This is a genomic window from Klebsiella planticola ATCC 33531 (assembly GCF_000735435.1).
GTDB classification, from domain to species: Bacteria; Pseudomonadota; Gammaproteobacteria; order Enterobacterales; family Enterobacteriaceae; genus Klebsiella; species Klebsiella planticola.
Window position 1 is genome coordinate 165,034 of the sequence record NZ_JMPP01000024.1, and the last position, 17,881, is coordinate 182,914.

Sequence of the window (17,881 nt, forward strand, 5' to 3'; positions counted from 1 at the left end):
GCAGGATCGCGAGTCTCAGGTCGTCGAAGAGTCACGCGGCGGTTGCGTCGCCGTCCCGGCGGTGGTTGAATACCGGCCGGTCTAAAAGGAGAGTTTAACATGAGTCTGGATATCGACCAGATTGCCCTGCATCAGTTAATTAAACGTGATGAACAAAACCTCGAACTGGTGCTGCGCGATTCCTTACTGGAGCCGAATGCGACGGTCGTGGAAATGATGGCCGAGCTGCATCGTGTCTACAGCGCTAAAAACAAGGCCTACGGTCTGTTTAACCAGGAGAGCGAGCTGGCGCAGGCCCTTCGCCTGCAGCGTCAGGGCGAGGAAGACTTTCTCCCGTTCAGCCGGGCGGCAACCGGCCGTCTGCGTGACGAACTGGCGAAGTATCCTTTCGCAGAAGGCGGTATCGTGCTGTTCTGTCAGTATCGGTATCTGGCGGTAGAGTACCTGCTGGTGGCGGTGCTGAACAACCTGAGCAGTATGCGCGTTAATGAAGATCTGGATATCAGCTCGACCCACTATCTGGATATCAATCATGCCGATATTGTGGCGCGCATTGACTTAACTGAATGGGAAACCAATCCGGAGTCGACCCGCTACCTGACCTTCCTCAAAGGCCGGGTCGGGCGTAAAGTGGCTGATTTCTTTATGGACTTTCTCGGCGCCAGCGAAGGGCTGAACGCGAAAGCGCAGAACCGTGGCCTGCTCCAGGCGGTCGATGATTTCGCCTCCGATGCTCAGCTCGATAAGTCCGAACGGCAGAACGTTCGTCAGCAGGTCTATGCTTATTGCAACGAGCAGCTGCAGGCGGGAGAAGAGATTGAGCTGGAATCTTTATCCAAAGAGCTGGCCGGCGTCAGCGAGAAGAGCTTCCAGCAATTTACCGCGGAACAGGGGTATGAGCTGGAAGAGAGCTTCCCGGCGGATCGCAGCACGCTGCGTCAGTTGACCAAGTTTGCCGGCAGCGGCGGCGGGTTAACGATCAACTTTGATGCCATGCTGCTGGGCGAGCGGGTGTTCTGGGATCCGGCAACGGATACGCTGACCATCAAAGGTACGCCGCCTAACCTGCGCGATCAGCTGCAGCGTCGGACTTCCGGCGGTAGCTGATTCTCCGCCAGCCCCGGTGAAGGCCGGGGCTGCTGCCCGGGCCATCGTCGGCCCGCGGCGTTCTTACTCTGCATCGGCGCGGATCGTCTCGATCCCGTGCTGGGTCAGCTTCGCCTGCAGGGCCTCATCCAGCAAACCATCGATAATCAGGGTACTGGCAAGGCTTAACTCGCCGATGGCAAACGCCGATGCCGAGTTCAGTTTTTCTTGCGACGCCATCACAATGGTTTCCGCTGCCCGCGCGGCGAGCGCCCGCTTGATAGCCGCCTCTTCATAATCGCCGGTAGTGAAACCAGCGCGGTCATGCACCCCGGTCACGCCCATAAAAAACAGATCGGCATTGATCCGCGCAATACCTTCCAGCGCGCTGGCGCCGACGGTGACCACCGAATGTTTAAACAGCCGCCCGCCGATAAGAATGACCTCAATCAACGGCCGCTCCACCAGCGCGACGGCAATACCGGGGCTATGGGTCACGATGGTGCAGGCTAAATCAGCCGGCAGACAGCGGACCATTTCTTCTGTGGTGGTCCCGCCATCGATAATCACCACCTGACCCGGCTGGATCAGGGCCGCCGCCCGGCGGGCAATGGCCTGCTTTGAGGCGATTTGCACGTTTTTTCTTGTTTCGATCGGCGCGATGGCTGCCGAAACCGGTAGCGCCCCGCCGTGGACCCGCTGTAGCTTTCCTTCCCCCGCCAGCTCGCGTAAATCCCGGCGGATAGAGTCTTCAGAGACGTTAAACCGCTGGCTAAGCTCTCCGGACATTACCTGTTTTTCGACGGCCAGAATCTGCAGTATTTGCTGTTTTCGTTGGCTGGCAAACATATTTTTTCCTTCACGTTTGATCTTGTTTGTGCGTTATTTTGCATGTTATCGTGGCCGCTGTCATCTTATCAGGAGAAAAATATGTCCTGCGATACATCCCGCGTTCGCCACGTGCGTGAAACGCTGCTGTCCGACAACTGGTATACGTTAAAAAAATACACTTTTGAATTGCTGCGACGGGACGGCCGTTGGCAGGAGCAGAGCCGTGAGGCCTACGATCGCGGCAACGGCGCGGTGATTCTGCTCTATAACCGGGTAAAGCAAACCGTCGTGCTTATTCGCCAGTTTCGTTTTCCGGTGTGGATTAACGGTCATGATGGTTTTTTGATCGAGGCGGCTGCCGGACTGCTGGATAATGCGTCGCCGGAAGAGCGCATTATCGCCGAGGCGGAAGAGGAGACCGGCTTTCGCGTCACCGGTATTGAACCGGTTTTTACTGCCTACATGAGTCCGGGGTCGGTTACCGAAAAGCTCTACTTTTTCATTGCCGAATATTCGGCGGACGATCGCCGCAGCGAAGGCGGCGGGCTGGCGGCGGAAGGGGAGGATATTGAAGTGCTGGAGTGGCCACTGGCCCGGGCGTTACAAGCGATACGCGAGGGGGAAATTGTGGATGCCAAAACCATTATGCTCCTGCAACACCTGGCCCTCACGGTTTCATCACGCCTTGCTCCGGGTGAAACAAGGCGCGATAACCCTTAACGCAGCTTGCGAGCGATAGCGCTGTACATCAGCGCGGCTTCCAGCGGTTGGGCGTTAAACGAAGGTTCGGCCTGCGGCCAGGTTGACCACTGCACGATCACCAGATGTTCCGCGCGGTTGACCATAATCACCTGGCCATAGATACCCAGCGCCCACAGCGAACCTTTCAGCCCCTGGCGAGCGGTAGGGTCGACGTGCTGCGCGTTGGCCGGAATCGCGTTATTCCACCATTGATAGCCGTAAATGCCTTCCGGGTGTGCCGGGGAGACTGATTTCTGCGCCTGAGTCCAGGCGGAGGATTGGTCAAACCAGCCTTCAGGCACCCGTCGTTGGCCGTTGGCCAGGCGTCCATCCCGGGCGACAAACTCGCCGAAACGACCCCAGTCTTCCAGCGTGGCGTTAAAGCCATGCGCCCCGACGTCATGTTTACCCTGCTGATAAGCGTGCCAGACGCCGTCATGCGCCATTCCGGCGGGTTGCCACAGGGCCTGCTCCAGCCATGCGGCAAGCGGCATTCCGGTGGCCCGCTCCACCACATCCCCCAATAGCCATGCGCCCCCTGATGAGTAGGACCACTGCTCGCCGGCGGGATGCGTACGCTTCAGGGAAGCCACGATCTTGCGCACGCATGCGTAGGCGCCCGGATGGGCCTCACACTGGGTCAGGCGGGCGAAATGGGATTGTGGATTGGTGTAATCTTCATTCCACTCGACGCCGGAGGTGTGCTGAATCAGCTGCTTAAGGGTGACATCATCCCAGGCGGTGCCTTTCAGGTCGGGCTCGTAATCGGTGACCCGGTCATTAAGCGAATGGATTTTACCTTGCTGAATCGCCATACCGACTAAGGTGGAGACCACCGCTTTACCTACCGAGCGGGAGGTCCACAGCGTGGTGTCGGTGTTGCCTGCGCCGAGATATTTGTAGGCAATTTTACCCTCTTTGAGTACCAGAAAACCGGTAACGTTCTGGCGCTTCAGGTAATCCTGCAGGTTCCATGTCTGGCCGTTTACCGTGTAGCTGACGTCGGTCAGCGGCTTATCTGATGGCGACAGCGGCGTGGCGCTACCGTGACGGAAGACATCGCCGGCATAGTTACGGTAGTCGTTGCGAAAGCCGATAACCCGGGCAGATTGATCCCAGTTGAGCATATCTTTTGTGGCGGGCAGCACGGGATCAAAAGGCGTCGGGCAGACATCCAGCATCACTCCGCCGCAGGACTGCGGTGACGGGGTTTGCGCCATGCTGACGGTAGGGCAAAGCGCGAACATCAGCGCCAGGGCAAGCGGTGTGGTTTTTTTTATCTTTGTCATCAGAGATTCCTTATTAGCCATAACAACCAGGCCTGCAGTATATAAATCGCCTTCGGCAGGCTAAAATCAGCCGATGGGGGATTTTCCCCCAAAGGAAACCTCGGGATGAAAACGCTGCATTACTCATTTGCCCAGATTGAAGCCTTTGCCACCATCGCGGAAACCGGGAGTCTCTCACGGGCGGCGATTCGGCTCGGAAAGGACCGTACCACGCTGCGCGATCTGCTGGATTATCTGGAAGATGCGCTGGGATATGCGCTGTTCCTGCGCGAAGGGCGGAGCCTGGCGTTAACCGCCGAAGGGGAACAACTGTTTCGCCAGGCGCATCTACTCCTGCGCCAGGCGCAGGCCTTTGAGTCGTTTGCGCAGACGCTGCCGCGCACGGCGGGGCAGGAGCTGCGGGTGGTGTACGATCCGTTTGTCCCGCGACCCTTTCTCTGCGCGCTGGCAGACCACCTTGCCCGACGTCAGCTGCGAATGAGCTGCTGGAGCGCATCGCGTCGCGAGGCGGAGCAGGCGCTGGCCGACGGGCAGGCCGATCTGGCTATTTGCCAGGCCAATAACCGGACTCTCGGTAGCGAAATGGAATGGCGAGCGTTGGGAACCGTCGATCTGCGCTTTTATGCGACGGAGCGCCTGTTTGCTGACTGCGCGCGTCCGCTGACTCTGCTCAATCTGTCGCTGGTGCCACAGCTGGTGATGCATCGCCGTGCAGACGAGCAAATTGCCCGCCGGGTGCAAATCTCGGGACACACGCTGTACATGAATGAGAAAGCGTTATTGCGCCATGCGCTGCAGCAGGGGCAGGGGTGGGGATTCTTACCTGACCATTTTCAGGCGGTCGACTGGCAAGGGGTGGAGGAGATCGACACCGAAGTCGGTACCCAGGGGCTGAATGTCACGATGGTAATGCTGTGGCAGCCGGGAATGAACAAGCATCCGACGCTGGGAGAGGTGGTTGATTTTGCGCCTTTGCTATGGAAACAAGACGCATAACAAAACGCCCCGGACCTTGCGGGCCGGGGCGTTTGCCACTCAACTTGCTATCGCGATTAAGCGCGAACGAAGTCGATGTGAGTCAGTTTTGGCTTGAACGCGTGACGCTGAACAGCCTGAACTTTTACTTTTTCTTCTTTGCCATCGATAACGATGGTCAGAACTTCACCGTAGAACTCAGCTTTGCTCTGAATGTTCCACAGTTTGTCCTGGTCCAGCTCGATTGCTACCGGAGTAGCTTCACCGCCATAAATGATGGCCGGGAATTTGTTAGCTGCACGCAGGCGGCGGCTCGCACCCTTACCCTGCTCTTTACGTACTTCTGCGTTGATAGTAAACATTGATGTCTCTCTATATTTAAATCCTGCTACAGGCGACCCAGCAGCAGGCAGATGATCTGCTTTGCGAATGCAAAAGCGGGCGGCATTATATCCACCTATGGCGTTGACGGCAATGAAAACCTCAGGCGCGGCGCTGATTAACGCAGTTCGTTTGCCCGACGGAAGCGGCCTTGATAGTCGAAGACTTTTTCCCTGACCTGCCAGTACTGGCCTTTCATGCGCGCGACGACAAAGTCCGGATGACGCAACAGAGGCTGCTGGGCAACAATGTCGGCAGGGGTTATCCAGCGCAGCGGCACGCCCGGCGTGCGGGTATGCGGGCGGATAAACAGCTGCTCAAACGCGGTCCGCTGGGCCGGCGTCTGCAGGCGGAAGCGCTCGCTGACATCGGCGCCGTCCTCATCGTAATAGGTGATTTTCAGCCACGGGCCTTTATCGTCGCCACCGTGCTGCAGGTCCATACCGCTGCAGCGCAGCACCAGCGCGTCTTTGAGCTTCAGCGCGGCCTTCAGCATATCGTCGGGGTCGACCAGAATCGTGTCGCACTCGCGGCAGCGGCGGGCGGCAATATCATTTTCCGCATTGCACTGCGGACAGTTTTTAAAACGAAAACGAAAATCGCACTGTTCACGATGACCGTCGTCATCTTCAAACCAGCCCTGGCAGCGGCGGCCAAAGTGTTCAATCAGCGTACCGTCGGCGGTGGTCTTTCCCCAGAAGGTATTGGCAAAGCCACAGGCCGGACAGAATACCTGTACGGGGACGTTATCGCTCTTGCCCTTCGGCGAGCCCACCTCTGGCGCATAGAGATCGTGAGGATTTCCGGCATAGTCGAGAATCAGGCAGTCGGTTTTCCCCGGCGCCAGACGCAGGCCGCGGCCGACAATTTGCTGATACAGGCTGACCGACTCCGTGGGGCGCAGGATGGCGATCAGATCGACATGCGGGGCATCAAACCCGGTGGTGAGCACCGCCACGTTCACCAGATAACGATACTGCTGCGCCTTAAATGCTTCGATGATGCGATCGCGCTGCGGACCGGGCGTGTCACCGGTAATCAGCTCCGCCTCGCCGGCGGGCAGCAGGCCGGTAATTTCCCGCGCGTGTTCTACCGTGGAGGCGAAAATCATCACTCCCTTGCGCGTCTGGGCAAATTCGACGATCTGGCTGACGATATGCGGCGTAATGCGCTGCTGCTTTTTTAGCTCAAGGTTCAGGTCCGCTTCGCTAAACAACCCGTTGCTCTGCGGCTGAAGGCGGCTGAAATCGTACTGTACGACCGGCATATCCAGCCGCTCCGGAGGCGTCAGATACCCGTGCTTGATCATATAGCGCAGCGGCAGCTCGTAAATACAGTCGCGGAACAACGCCTTCTCATCACCGCGAACCATACCATGATAATGAAACTGGTAGATCCAGCCCTTGCCGAGGCGGAACGGCGTGGCGGTCAACCCGAGCAGACGCAGCTGCGGATTGACCTGCTGCAAATGGCTGATAATTTGCTGGTACTGGCTGTCATCATCGTCGCTGATGCGGTGGCATTCATCGACGATCAGCAGTGAAAACTCGGCCTGAAACTGTTCAAGGTTACGGGCTACCGATTGCACGCTGCCGAAAACCACCTTGCCGTGGCTCTCTTTGCGTTTCAGGCCGGCAGCAAAAATATCCGCCTCCAGCCCAAGCGCACAATACTTGGCGTGGTTTTGCGCGACCAGCTCCTTGACGTGCGCCAGCACCAGAACGCGGCCGCGCGCCAGACGCGCCAGTTCGGCGATGACCAGGCTTTTACCTGCGCCGGTTGGCAGGACGATGGCGGCCGGTTCATGATGGCGACGAAACCAGGCGAGCGTGGCGTCGACGGCCTCTTTTTGGTAGGGACGTAATGTAAAAGTCATGGCTATACTGGCGTTAATTAACTCGCAAATAGTATGCCACGAATCTTTTCCCTTGAGTGGCGTTAAGAGCCCGTTATACTAGCCAGCGAACTTCTTCTTTTTCGGGCGTTTGCCCGCTCCAGCATTATTACAGGCTAAAAAAATCTCATGCGACTTGATAAGTTTATCGCTCAGCAACTTGGCGTCAGTCGGGCTATTGCCGGGCGTGAAATCCGCAGCAGCCGCGTTCTCGTAGACGGCGAAATCGTCAAAGATGCGTCGTTTAAGCTCCAGCCAGAGCACGACGTGGAGTATGACGGCAATACGCTGACTCAGCAGAACGGCCCGCGCTACTTTATGCTCAACAAGCCGCAGGGGTACGTCTGCTCCACGGACGATCCGGATCATCCAACGATTCTCTATTTCCTGGATGTCCCGGTCGCGCATAAGCTGCATGCCGCAGGTCGACTGGATATCGACACCACCGGACTGGTGCTGATGACCGATGACGGGCAGTGGTCGCACCGCATCACTTCTCCGCGCCATCACTGTGAGAAAACCTATCTGGTGACGCTGGAAAACCCGGTGGATGAGCAAACGGCTGAACAGTTTGCGAAAGGCGTTCAGCTGCACAATGAAAAGGATCTGACGAAACCTGCGCGTCTGGAAGTGCTGACGCCAACGGAAGTGCGCTTAACGATAAGCGAAGGGCGCTACCATCAGGTGAAACGCATGTTCGCGGCGGTGGGTAATCACGTCGTCGGCCTGCATCGTGAACGTATTGGCGACATCATGCTGGATGAATCTCTGGAGCCTGGCGAATACCGCCCGCTGACGGAAGACGAGATAGCCAGCGTTGGCCTCCAGCATGCACGGAGTAAAACGTGACGGCAAAGCAGAATTCTTCACTGGGGATTGTGTTTATTCTTGGCCTGCTGGCCATGTTGATGCCACTGTCGATTGATATGTACCTCCCGGCGCTGCCGGTGATTTCGGCGCAGTTTAATGTGCCGGACGGCAGTGCGCAGATGACGCTCAGTACTTATATTCTGGGCTTTGCTTTCGGTCAGCTGCTGTATGGCCCGATGGCCGACAGCATCGGCCGTAAGCCGGTGATCCTCGGAGGAACGCTGATTTTCGCCGCGGCTGCGGTGGCCTGCGCGCTGTCGCAGACTATCGACATGCTGATTACCATGCGTTTCTTCCACGGTCTGGCGGCTGCGGCGGCAAGCGTGGTCATCAACGCCCTGATGCGCGATATCTATCCGAAAGAAGAGTTTTCGCGGATGATGTCGTTCGTCATGCTGGTCACCACTATCGCGCCGCTGGTTGCGCCGATGGTAGGGGGCGCCGTTCTGGTGTGGTTCAGCTGGCATGCGATCTTCTGGATTCTCGCGCTGGCGGCGCTGCTGGCCTCGGCGATGATTGCTTTTTTCATCAGCGAAACGCTGCCGGTTGAACGGCGACAAAAATTTAGTCTGCGCACCACGCTGGGTAACTTTGCGACCTTGTTCCGGCATAAGCGGGTGCTGAGCTATATGCTGGCGAGTGGCTTCAGCTTTGCCGGGATGTTCTCCTTCCTGAGCGCCGGGCCGTTTGTCTACATCAATATCAACCACGTTTCGCCGCAGCACTTTGGTTACTATTTTGCGCTGAACATTGTCTTCTTGTTCATCATGACCATCATTAACAGCCGCTTTGTCCGACGGGTCGGGGCGCTGAATATGTTCCGCGCCGGGCTGTGGATTCAGTTTGTGATGGCGGTATGGATGGTGGTCTGCGCGCTGCTGGATGTCGGATTCTGGGCGCTGGTGGTCGGCGTTGCCGCGTTTGTCGGCTGCGTTTCGATGGTCTCCTCCAACGCGATGGCGGTCATTCTGGACGAGTTTCCGCATATGGCGGGCACCGCCTCATCGCTGGCGGGGACCTTCCGCTTTGGCATCGGGGCGATTATTGGCGCGCTGCTGTCCATGGCCACCTTTACTACCGCCTGGCCGATGCTGATTTCGATCGCATTTTGCGCCAGCAGTTCCATCCTTTTTTACCTCTACGCCAGTCGGCGACGTAAAACCGCGCACTAAAATACCTGCCACAAGGGGCGATTTCCGCCCCTTTTTTGATGCACATCAACCGCGATGGGCTTCCCGGTTCTGTAATTTGTTTCTTTTATGTAAAATCAATTAGTGTAAAAAGTCGCATTGTTGCGATAAAAAAGTTGTTTTGGATCACAGAAACGGGTACATATAGCCCCGATCTGTTTCCGCAGCGAAACTATAAGGTTCTGGATTATAAGTCGTTAACCCTGGCGTGACGCGGGTGTAAACGTTTTCTATGCTGATGCAGGACTATTTGTCAACGATGTGTTAATATTGATGTAAATTTATTGTGAAGCATTTTGCTTCCGGGGAAACTAAGTGAATACACAGCAACTCTCTATCGTACACCGTCTGCCGCAGAGCTATCGCTGGCTGGCCGGTTTTGCGGGTTCAAGAGTTGAACCGATTCCGCAAAACGGCGCCGAGAGTGAAAACAGCCTCGTTGCGCTGAAGCTACTCAGCCCGGACGGAGAGAAAGCGTGGCCGGTGATGCATAAGCTCAGCCAGGCCCTCAGCGACATCGAAGTCGATTGCTCCATCGTTGAGTGTGAAGGGGAGCCGTGCCTGTTTGTGAATTTACAGGACGAGTTTGCGGCAACCTGTCGACTGAAAAATTTCGGCGTGGCGATTGCCGAACCGTTCTCTGGCCACAACCCATTCTGACCGTCAGCCCAGCGCCAGAAGCTGGCGGGTATATTCCTGCTGTGGAGCGGTAAAAACGCGTTCGCACTCCCCCTGCTCGACGACTTCTCCCTGCCGTAACACCATCACCTGATGACACAACGTCCGCACTACGCGTAAATCATGGCTGATAAAAATATAGGCCAGCCGATATTTTTGCTGTAACGCTTTCAGCAAAGCCAGTATTTGCGCCTGGACAGTCTTGTCCAGCGACGACGTGGGCTCATCCAGCACGATGAGCTGAGGTTTCACGATCAGCGCCCGGGCAATCGCAATACGCTGACGCTGGCCACCGGAAAACTCAGCCGGATAGCGATGCCGCGTTTGCGGATCGAGCCCCACCTCCTGCATCGCCTGTATCACCGCTTGTTCACGCGCGGCCGACGTTAGCGTTGGCTGGTGGACGCGCAGACCCTCTTCAATAATCTGTAGCACGTTCAACCGGGGATTCAGCGACGAGTTGGGATCCTGGAAGACTATCTGCATCTGGCGGCGCAGCGGCAGCATTTGCCGACGGCTACGTCCCTGCAGCGCCTGCCCCTCAAAGGCGATCGTCCCTTGCGAGGCAATCAGGCGCAGCAGGGCCAGCCCGGTGGTGCTTTTGCCCGATCCCGACTCGCCCACCAGGCCCAGGGTTTCCCCCGCGCGCAGCTGGAAATTGAGCGCGTTGACCACCCGGTTATGATCCACTACCCGGCGGAGGAGCCCTTTACGCACCGGGAAGGCGACGCTCAGATCGACGGCCTTCAGCAGCAGCGGCGCATCGGTGGCCAGCGGCACCGGCCTGCCGGCGGGTTCGCTGTCCAGCAGACGACGGGTATAAGGGTGTTCGGGGGCGGCAAAAAGCGCCCGACAGGCGTTTTGTTCGACGCAGCGACCGTTTTGCATCACCGCCACGCGGTCAGCGAGCTGGCGGACAATACTTAAGTTATGGGTAATAAACAGCAGCCCCATATTCAGTTCATTTTTCAGCTCGCGTAACAGCTGCAGGATTTGCGCCTGTACGGTCACGTCCAGGGCGGTAGTGGGTTCGTCGGCAATCAGCAGCTCTGGACGGGTGAGCAGCGCCATGGCAATCATGATCCGCTGGCGTTCGCCGCCGGAAAACTGATGCGGGTAGTCCGCCAGCCGGCGTACGGCATGACGGATACCGACCCGCTCCAGGCAGTTAAGGATCTCACCTCGCGCGGCCTCTTTGCGCATACCGCGATGCAAAGACAGCACTTCATACAGCTGCTTTTCCAGCGTATGCAGGGGATTGAGCGACACCATCGGTTCCTGAAAAATCATCGCGATCCGATTACCGCGCACCTGACTCAGCGTGCGCTCATCGGCGTGAAGCAGCGACTGGCCGTGAAAGCGAATGTCTCCGCCGGGGTAGCAGACCGGCGGAGAGGGGAGCAGCCGCAGCACCGAGAGCGCGGAGACGCTTTTACCGGAGCCGGATTCCCCCACCAGCGCCAGGGTTTCCCCGGCGCCAATATTCAGGGAGAGCTCGCTGACGACGGTATGCGTTTTCCCCTGCTGGCGGAAGGCGATGGAGAGGTTGTCTATCTCTAACAAAGGCTGCGTCATGTTATACCGCCTTACCGGGGTCGAAGGCGTCGCGGACGGCTTCACCAATGAAAATTAACAACGATAACAGCACCGCGACCGACAGAAAGGCGGCGATGCCCAGCCACGGCGCCTGCAGATTGTTTTTCCCCTGCAGCAGCAGTTCGCCAAGCGATGGCGAACCGAGCGGCAGGCCGAAGCCGAGAAAATCGAGGGAAGTCAGGGTAGTGATGGAGCTGCACAGAATAAACGGCAGGAAGGTCAGAGTGGCGACCATGGCGTTGGGCAGCATATGGCGCAGGATAATATGCCGATCGCTGACCCCCAGCGCCTGCGCCGCGCGAATATAGTCATAGTTACGGGTGCGCAGGAATTCCGCCCGCACGACGCCGACCAGCGCCATCCAGCCGAACAGTACCGTAATGGCCAGCAGCCACCAGAAGCCCGGCTGGACGACACTGGAGAGTAAAATAATCAGGAACAGGGTTGGCATGCCTGACCACACCTCAATAAATCGCTGACCCCACAGGTCAATCTTGCCGCCGTAGTACCCCTGAATGGCACCCGCCAGTACCCCCAGTACGCTGGAGAAAAAGGTCAGCAGCAGGCCGAACAGAATCGATATTCGCGTGCCGTATAAAATACGGGCCAGCACGTCGCCGCCGTTGGCATCGGTACCCAGCCAGTTTCTCGTCGAGGGGGGAGAAGGGAAGGGCGTTTGGGTGGCGAAGTCGATGGTGGTGGCGCCAAATCGGATCGGCGCCCACAGTATCCAGCCGTTATCATCCAGCTGCTTTTGCAGCCACGGATCCTGGTAGTCGGCGGCGGTAGCAAACGGGCCGCCAAAGGTCGTCTCGCTATAATTTTTCAATGCCGGAACGTACAGGCTGCCGCGATACTGCACCAGCAGCGGGCGGTCGTTGGCAATCAGTTCGGCGCACAGGCTGAACACGAAAAGAATCATAAACAGCCACAGCGACAGATAGCCGCGGCGGTTGTGACGAAAACGCGCCCAGCGGGCCTGATTAACGGGACTCAGAAAAGACATCAGCGGCCCTCAAAATCAATACGCGGATCGACCAGCGTGTAGCAGATATCGCTGACAATATTCAGCAGCAGGCCGATCAGGGTAAAAATATACAGCGTGCCGAACATCACCGGGTAATCACGGGAAACGGTCGCCTCATAGCCCAGCAGTCCCAGGCCGTTGAGGGAAAACATCACTTCAATCAGCAAGGAACCGGTGAAAAACATACTGATAAACATCGCCGGGAAACCGGCGATCACCAGCAGCATGGCATTGCGAAAAACATGGCCCCATAAAATATGCTTTTCGCCCACCCCTTTGGCGCGTGCGGTCACGACATACTGCTTGCGGATCTCGTCAAGAAAGCTGTTCTTGGTCAGCATGGTGAGCGCCGCAAAGCCGCCGATGACCGTCGCCAGCACCGGCAGCGTAATGTGCCAGAGATAGTCGAGAACCTTCTGATACCACGTCAGGCTATCGAAATTAGCTGACACCAGCCCGCGCAGCGGAAACAGGTCCAGATAGCTGCCCCCCGCGAAGAGCACGATCAGAATAATGGCGAACAGAAAGGCCGGGATGGCGTAGCCAATAATGATCAGCGTACTGCTCCAGATATCAAACTGGCTGCCGTTATGGACGGCTTTGCGGATGCCGAGCGGAATCGAGACCAGATAGATAATCAGCGTGCTCCACAGCCCCAGGGTGATGGAGACCGGCATGCTGTTTTTGATCAGCTGCAAGACTGACGCGCTGCGAAACAGGCTGTCGCCAAAATCGAAGCGCAGATAGTCGCCGAGCATTTTCAGGTAGCGTTCGTGGAGCGGTTTATCAAAGCCGTAGCGGTGGGTGATTTCGGCAATCACTTCCGGATCGAGACCGCGCCCGCCGCGATAATGGCCTTCGCTGATGTTGCCGACGCCGGTCCGGGCATGGCTGGCAGCCATACCGCTTTCTCCGGCGCCCGGTAAGCCGCCACGGTTGCCGAACTCAATGGCGGCGATGGCCTGATCGACCGGGCCGCCCGGGGCTATCTGGACAATGAAAAAGTTGATCGTAATGATCGCCCACAGCGTGGGGATTATCAGCAACAGCCGGCGGATCAGGTATGCGCCCATCGTTATTCCTTACCGTTTGTCCGCGGGTAGTTTTGCCGCTTTGTTCACGTCATACCACCAGGTATCGAACCCGGATGAGTAGACGGGACGGGTCTGCGGGAAGGAGAATTTATCCCAGTACGCCGTCCTGTCCTGCGCCATATACCACATCGGCAGCATGTAATAGTTCCAGGTCAGCACCCGGTCCAGCGCGCGCCCCAGAGGCAGGAGCTTTTGCTTATTCCCCTGCCAGCGGATGATCTGCGCAATCAGTTTGTCCACCACCGGACTCTGAACCCCGGGCGCATTGTAGCTGGAGTGAATATATGACGAATCCCAGGAGATTTGCAGGTCGGTTCCGGGCCAGGGCGTCGCGCGCCAGACGATGGGCATCATATCGTAGTCACGACTGCGTCGGCGGTTACTGTACTGTGAATTATCGACCTGGCGAATATCCATCGTAATACCGAGGCGCTGGAGATTATGCTGGAACGGCAGCACCCAGCGATCGTTGCCCCCGGAAGGCAGCAGCAGTTCAAAGCGCAGCGGCTTGCTGGTGACGGTGTTGATTCGACGTTGGTTTTTCAGCACCCAGCCCGCCTGCTTAAGCAACGCATCCGCCTGCAGCAAATTTGTGCGATCGAACCCATCGCCGCGGGATCGCGGCGGCTGATAGACGGAGGTGAAAACCTCCGGCGGCAGATCGGCCTTCATTGGCGTCAGCAGGGCGAGCTCTTCGGCATCGGGCGCGTGACGCGCCGCATATTCGGTATTCTGAAAGTAGCTGCTGGCCCGGCTGTAGGCGCCATAAAACAGCGCCTTGTTCATCCACTCGAAATCAAAGGCGAGGGTGATGGCTTCCCGGACCTGGCGGTCGTTAAACACCGGGCGCTGGATATTAAACGCCAGCCATTGGGTATCCTGCGCCGAGGTGTTCGGGTACTCATCTTTGACAATATAGCCGTGGGTAAAATTGCGTCCGACATAGCGGGTCGACCAGTTTTTGGCCATCGTCTCTGCGCGTCGGTCGACGGCGCCGGCCTTAAAGGCTTCAAAGGCGACATTATCGTCAAGGTAGTAGTCGTAGCGCAGCGTGTCGAAATTCCAGCGCCCGCGGTTCACCGGCAGGTCGGCCGCCCAGTAGTCCTTCACCCGCGAGTAGATGATGTACTGACCCATCCGCCAGTCGGTAATTCGATAGGGGCCGCTGGCCAGCGGCGGGGTGGAAAGCGGGTCGCTGAGCTTATGGTTGCGCCAGAATGCCTCAGGCATCACCGGCAGGGAGAGCAGACTCAGCATGTTCTCCTTGCCAGGCTGCGCCAGCGTAATGCGCACGGTGCGCGGCGCAATGGCCTCGACGCGGGTCCCCTTGTAGAACAAGCGGAACTGCGGTACCCCTTCGGTCATAAATTTGTGGAACGTGAAGGCGACATCGCCGGCGGTAATCGGGCTGCCATCATGAAAACGGGCGTGCGGATTGAGGGTTATCTCCATCCACGAGAAATCATCGGCGTAGCGCGTGTGTGCGGCAATGAGCGGATAATAGCTGCCCGGTTCATCATCGGAGGTGGTGAACAGCGTGTCGTACAGAGCGTCGGTACGTACTCCCGGGTTGCCGCGCAGCGCATAGCGGTTGAAGTTATCGAAGGTGCCAATGCTGGCGTTGACTATTGTTCCCCCTTTCGGGGCACTGGGATTGGCATAATCAAAATGGTCAAAGCCGACGGCGTATTTCGGTTCGCCAATGATGGCAAAAGTGCTGCCCTCTTTTATGGTTATGGTTTGCGCCTGACTATTCAGGCTGAACAGGGTCAGTAATATCAGGCAGACACGCGCAAACATAGCCAGATTAATATCCTCTGTGGGCAGACATCATAAAGAGCCATTACCGGCGGAAAAATAGTTAGCCGGTTCATCATGTGCCGCGATCAGCGCTTCCAGCGGCAGCGGGCGGCTCAGCCAATAGCCCTGCAGGAAGTTTACGCCATGTTTGCGTAACCACTCCGCTTGCTCCGGTGTTTCGACCCCTTCTGCAACGGTCATGAGCTGCAGGCGGCGGCTTAGCGTCAGTACCGCATCCAGCACCGGGGAGGTGACGGTCTCGGTTCCGATGGCCTGCACGAAGCCGCGATCGATTTTCAGATAGTCAAATTTATAACGCTCAAGGTAGATAAGCGCACTATGTCCGGTACCAAAATCGTCAATCGCAATCTCAAACCCCTGCTCATGCAGCCAGTCAAAGATGGCCAACGACCTGTTTTTATCGATCATCGCGCGTTCAGTAATTTCGAGAACCACATTGAAGTGGTTGGCTGGCATGGATGCAGCGAACTGCTGCAGGTCATCCTGAAATTCGTCGGCGTGCAGATGGGCCGGTGAGATATTCAGCCCCAGCTTGCTACCGGCGGGCAGAATTTTTTGCAGGGTCGGGGCGTCGCGGGCGATCAGTGCTAATAAATGATGAGTGAGCGGCACAATCACTTGCTGCGTTTCCGCCAGGTTAATAAACACGTCGGGCGGGATTTCCCCGGCTACCGGATGGCGCCAGCGCATCAGTACTTCAATACCGCTGATGCGCAGGGTATCGGCTTTGACTACCGGCTGATAGACAACATAGAACTGATTATTTTTTATCCCCAGCAGAATGGCTTTACGCGGATCGGATTTCAGCGTCAGCACGTAGTAACTCACCAGGCCAGCCAGCAGACCGCACACGACGCCGAGCAGCAGCGAGAATAGCGTATTTTCCGATAGCCAGCTGTTGGCATAGAGATAGACTTTCAGCGGCAGCCCTTTGATTTGTACCTGACGAATCGGCTCTGCGCGCAGATTCTGCGGGTCAATAAGGCGGTTGGTCAGGGTGGAGAGGGCGGTATCGTTGACAACCAGCGCGATGCTGCTGAAATCGTTCTGGCGGGCGGAATAAAGAATATAGGGTGTCAGGTTGGTATTGATTGAGACGAAAATGCCATCGTTATCGTCGTGTGGATTGCGTACCCACATCGCCAGGGCGGCATTATCAGGCATCATCGGTGTTCCCGGCAGGAGCCGCATGTCGACCGCTTTACGGGTATCGAGATGGGGGATGAGCTGCACCAGCGGAGTATTCATGGGGCCAGTGGCGGAGGAGCAAAAGGCGACGCCCTCTTTTACCAGCAAAAACGCGCGTACGTTTGGGCTAAAGGCTGCCCGTGCGGTCAGGTCTGACACAATATTTTCACATTTTTGATTGACCAGCGGCTGCAGGCCGACCATCGTCTTCTCGAGCTGGCTAAAGTATTCAGTCAGGTAGACGTTGACGTTGTCGATGATACTGTCAAAACGTTCAGACCGGCTATGGTAAATCACCATAACCTGAATGCTACCGGCCAGCAGGGCGACGATCACTCCGATGAGTATGCTGGTCAGCCAGATATTACGCCGGGGTGACAGGTAACGGGTAAGCATAGGCTCTATAGTCGGTCCATGTTAATGAGTTGCGCCAATGGGTAGAAAACGTTTTCTCTATCGCCACTTAAAGGGATAGCTTATATTGCGGCATTCACAGGTAAACAGGCAAAAAAAAACACCGCCGCAGCAGTGTTTTTTGTTCTGAGGTCAGCCAAGGGATAACTCACGACAGAAAGGATTACGAGCGGCTCAGAACTCGTCGCGCTTCATTATAGCGCTTCTTCCAGTACGGCTCGTTCATGCTGGAGATGGTCACACCACTGCTGGTGGAAGCATGGACGAACTGATCGTTGCCGATATAGATACCGACGTGGCGACCGGTGGAGCCCGCCCGGAACAGAACTAAATCGCCGGTACGCAGTTGAGAGCGTGAAATGGACTTGCCGGAATCCTGCTGCTCAGAAGTGGAGCGGGGCAGTTCCAGACCAAATTGTTCACGGAAAGTACGCTGCACGAAGGCAGAGCAATCAATGCCTTTCCGGGTGCTGCCGCCGAGGCGGTAACGCACGCCTTTCCAGCTGGCATACTGGTCCATCAAACGGGACTTAACGTCCAGATTGCTGACCATCTTTTCAAATTCATCCTGAGAGGCTTGCAGTGATGATAAATCGCCACTACCCACAGCATGCGTCTCAGAATGCATATTCTTTGCGGTACTACTTGTCGAACTACAGGCAGAGAGCAAAACTGCCACTGCTATCGCGGGCACTACCCGCAACATATATCTCAAAATCGGCTGAGATTTGACCATGCTGTTTGTTTTCCCTTGTTGTCCTTAACGACAATGTCGTTATAAAAAATGCCAAACGTGTTAGAGCCTA

The 17,881-nt window shown here is 56.9% G+C and carries 16 protein-coding genes; 6 read left to right on the forward strand and 10 right to left on the reverse strand.

Annotated elements, in window-relative coordinates:
• Positions 1-99: 99 nt before the first annotated feature.
• Positions 100-1,107 carry a nucleoid-associated protein YejK gene (gene yejK, locus GRPL_RS13905; RefSeq protein ID WP_032686678.1) on the forward strand — a complete coding sequence of 336 codons (1,008 nt, stop codon included), beginning with the start codon at positions 100-102 and terminating at the stop codon, positions 1,105-1,107.
• A gap of 63 nt (positions 1,108-1,170) precedes the next feature.
• Here the strand turns inward: yejK and GRPL_RS13900 are convergent, their stop codons facing one another.
• On the reverse strand, positions 1,171-1,935 hold the full coding sequence (locus tag GRPL_RS13900) for a DeoR/GlpR family DNA-binding transcription regulator (protein WP_032686679.1): 765 nt from the start codon (positions 1,933-1,935) through the stop codon (positions 1,171-1,173).
• Positions 1,936-2,016: 81 nt separating this feature from the next.
• Here GRPL_RS13900 and GRPL_RS13895 point away from each other — a divergent pair, with 81 nt between their 5' ends.
• On the forward strand, positions 2,017-2,637 hold the full coding sequence (locus GRPL_RS13895) for an NUDIX hydrolase (RefSeq protein WP_032686680.1): 621 nt from the start codon (positions 2,017-2,019) through the stop codon (positions 2,635-2,637).
• On the opposite strand, the gene GRPL_RS13890 is transcribed toward GRPL_RS13895, so the two are convergent.
• Positions 2,634-3,947 carry a serine hydrolase domain-containing protein gene (locus GRPL_RS13890; RefSeq protein WP_032686681.1) on the reverse strand — a complete coding sequence of 438 codons (1,314 nt, stop codon included), beginning with the start codon at positions 3,945-3,947 and terminating at the stop codon, positions 2,634-2,636. The two genes, GRPL_RS13895 and GRPL_RS13890, sit on opposite strands and share 4 nt — an antisense overlap.
• A 105-nt stretch (positions 3,948-4,052) precedes the next feature.
• Here GRPL_RS13890 and GRPL_RS13885 point away from each other — a divergent pair, with 105 nt between their 5' ends.
• Positions 4,053-4,943, forward strand: a complete 891-nt coding sequence (locus GRPL_RS13885) for a LysR family transcriptional regulator (protein ID WP_032699099.1) — start codon at positions 4,053-4,055, stop codon at positions 4,941-4,943.
• 56 nt (positions 4,944-4,999) lie between these two features.
• On the opposite strand, the gene rplY is transcribed toward GRPL_RS13885, so the two are convergent.
• Both rplY and radD read right to left on the reverse strand, forming a co-directional pair.
• Entirely contained in the window at positions 5,000-5,284 is a 285-nt protein-coding gene (gene rplY / locus GRPL_RS13880) for a 50S ribosomal protein L25 (RefSeq protein ID WP_004864846.1), read from the reverse strand.
• A 137-nt stretch (positions 5,285-5,421) separates the two neighbouring features.
• Positions 5,422-7,179 carry a DNA repair helicase RadD gene (radD, locus tag GRPL_RS13875; RefSeq protein ID WP_032686683.1) on the reverse strand — a complete coding sequence of 586 codons (1,758 nt, stop codon included), beginning with the start codon at positions 7,177-7,179 and terminating at the stop codon, positions 5,422-5,424.
• A gap of 147 nt (positions 7,180-7,326) precedes the next feature.
• Here radD and rsuA point away from each other — a divergent pair, with 147 nt between their 5' ends.
• The 3 genes from rsuA (at position 7,327) to GRPL_RS13860 (ending at position 9,917) form a co-directional block, all read left to right on the forward strand.
• On the forward strand, positions 7,327-8,046 hold the full coding sequence (rsuA, locus tag GRPL_RS13870) for a 16S rRNA pseudouridine(516) synthase RsuA (protein WP_004864842.1): 720 nt from the start codon (positions 7,327-7,329) through the stop codon (positions 8,044-8,046).
• Positions 8,043-9,239, forward strand: a complete 1,197-nt coding sequence (locus GRPL_RS13865; protein WP_032686684.1) for a Bcr/CflA family multidrug efflux MFS transporter — start codon at positions 8,043-8,045, stop codon at positions 9,237-9,239. Before rsuA ends, GRPL_RS13865 begins: the two co-directional genes overlap by 4 nt.
• Before the next feature lie 333 nt (positions 9,240-9,572).
• Entirely contained in the window at positions 9,573-9,917 is a 345-nt protein-coding gene (locus GRPL_RS13860; RefSeq protein WP_004864837.1) for a YejG family protein, read from the forward strand.
• A gap of 3 nt (positions 9,918-9,920) precedes the next feature.
• Here the strand turns inward: GRPL_RS13860 and yejF are convergent, their stop codons facing one another.
• The 6 genes from yejF to mepS form a co-directional block, all read right to left on the reverse strand.
• Positions 9,921-11,510, reverse strand: a complete 1,590-nt coding sequence (gene yejF / locus GRPL_RS13855) for a microcin C ABC transporter ATP-binding protein YejF (RefSeq protein WP_032699100.1) — start codon at positions 11,508-11,510, stop codon at positions 9,921-9,923.
• A gap of 1 nt (position 11,511) precedes the next feature.
• Positions 11,512-12,537, reverse strand: a complete 1,026-nt coding sequence (locus GRPL_RS13850; RefSeq protein WP_032695449.1) for a microcin C ABC transporter permease — start codon at positions 12,535-12,537, stop codon at positions 11,512-11,514.
• Entirely contained in the window at positions 12,537-13,631 is a 1,095-nt protein-coding gene (locus tag GRPL_RS13845) for a microcin C ABC transporter permease YejB (RefSeq protein ID WP_032686688.1), read from the reverse strand. The genes GRPL_RS13850 and GRPL_RS13845 overlap by 1 nt, the downstream gene beginning before the upstream one ends.
• A 9-nt stretch (positions 13,632-13,640) precedes the next feature.
• The gene (locus tag GRPL_RS13840) at positions 13,641-15,452 is read right to left on the reverse strand and encodes an extracellular solute-binding protein (RefSeq protein ID WP_032699101.1); all 1,812 of its coding nucleotides are present in this window, start codon (positions 15,450-15,452) and stop codon (positions 13,641-13,643) included.
• 30 nt (positions 15,453-15,482) lie between these two features.
• A complete protein-coding gene (locus GRPL_RS13835) occupies positions 15,483-17,057 on the reverse strand; it encodes a cyclic di-GMP phosphodiesterase (RefSeq protein ID WP_032699103.1) in 1,575 nt (524 codons plus the stop codon).
• A gap of 181 nt (positions 17,058-17,238) precedes the next feature.
• Complete coding sequence (gene mepS, locus GRPL_RS13830; RefSeq protein WP_032686691.1) at positions 17,239-17,811, reverse strand: bifunctional murein DD-endopeptidase/murein LD-carboxypeptidase; 573 nt, start codon at positions 17,809-17,811, stop codon at positions 17,239-17,241.
• Positions 17,812-17,881 lie beyond the last annotated feature (70 nt).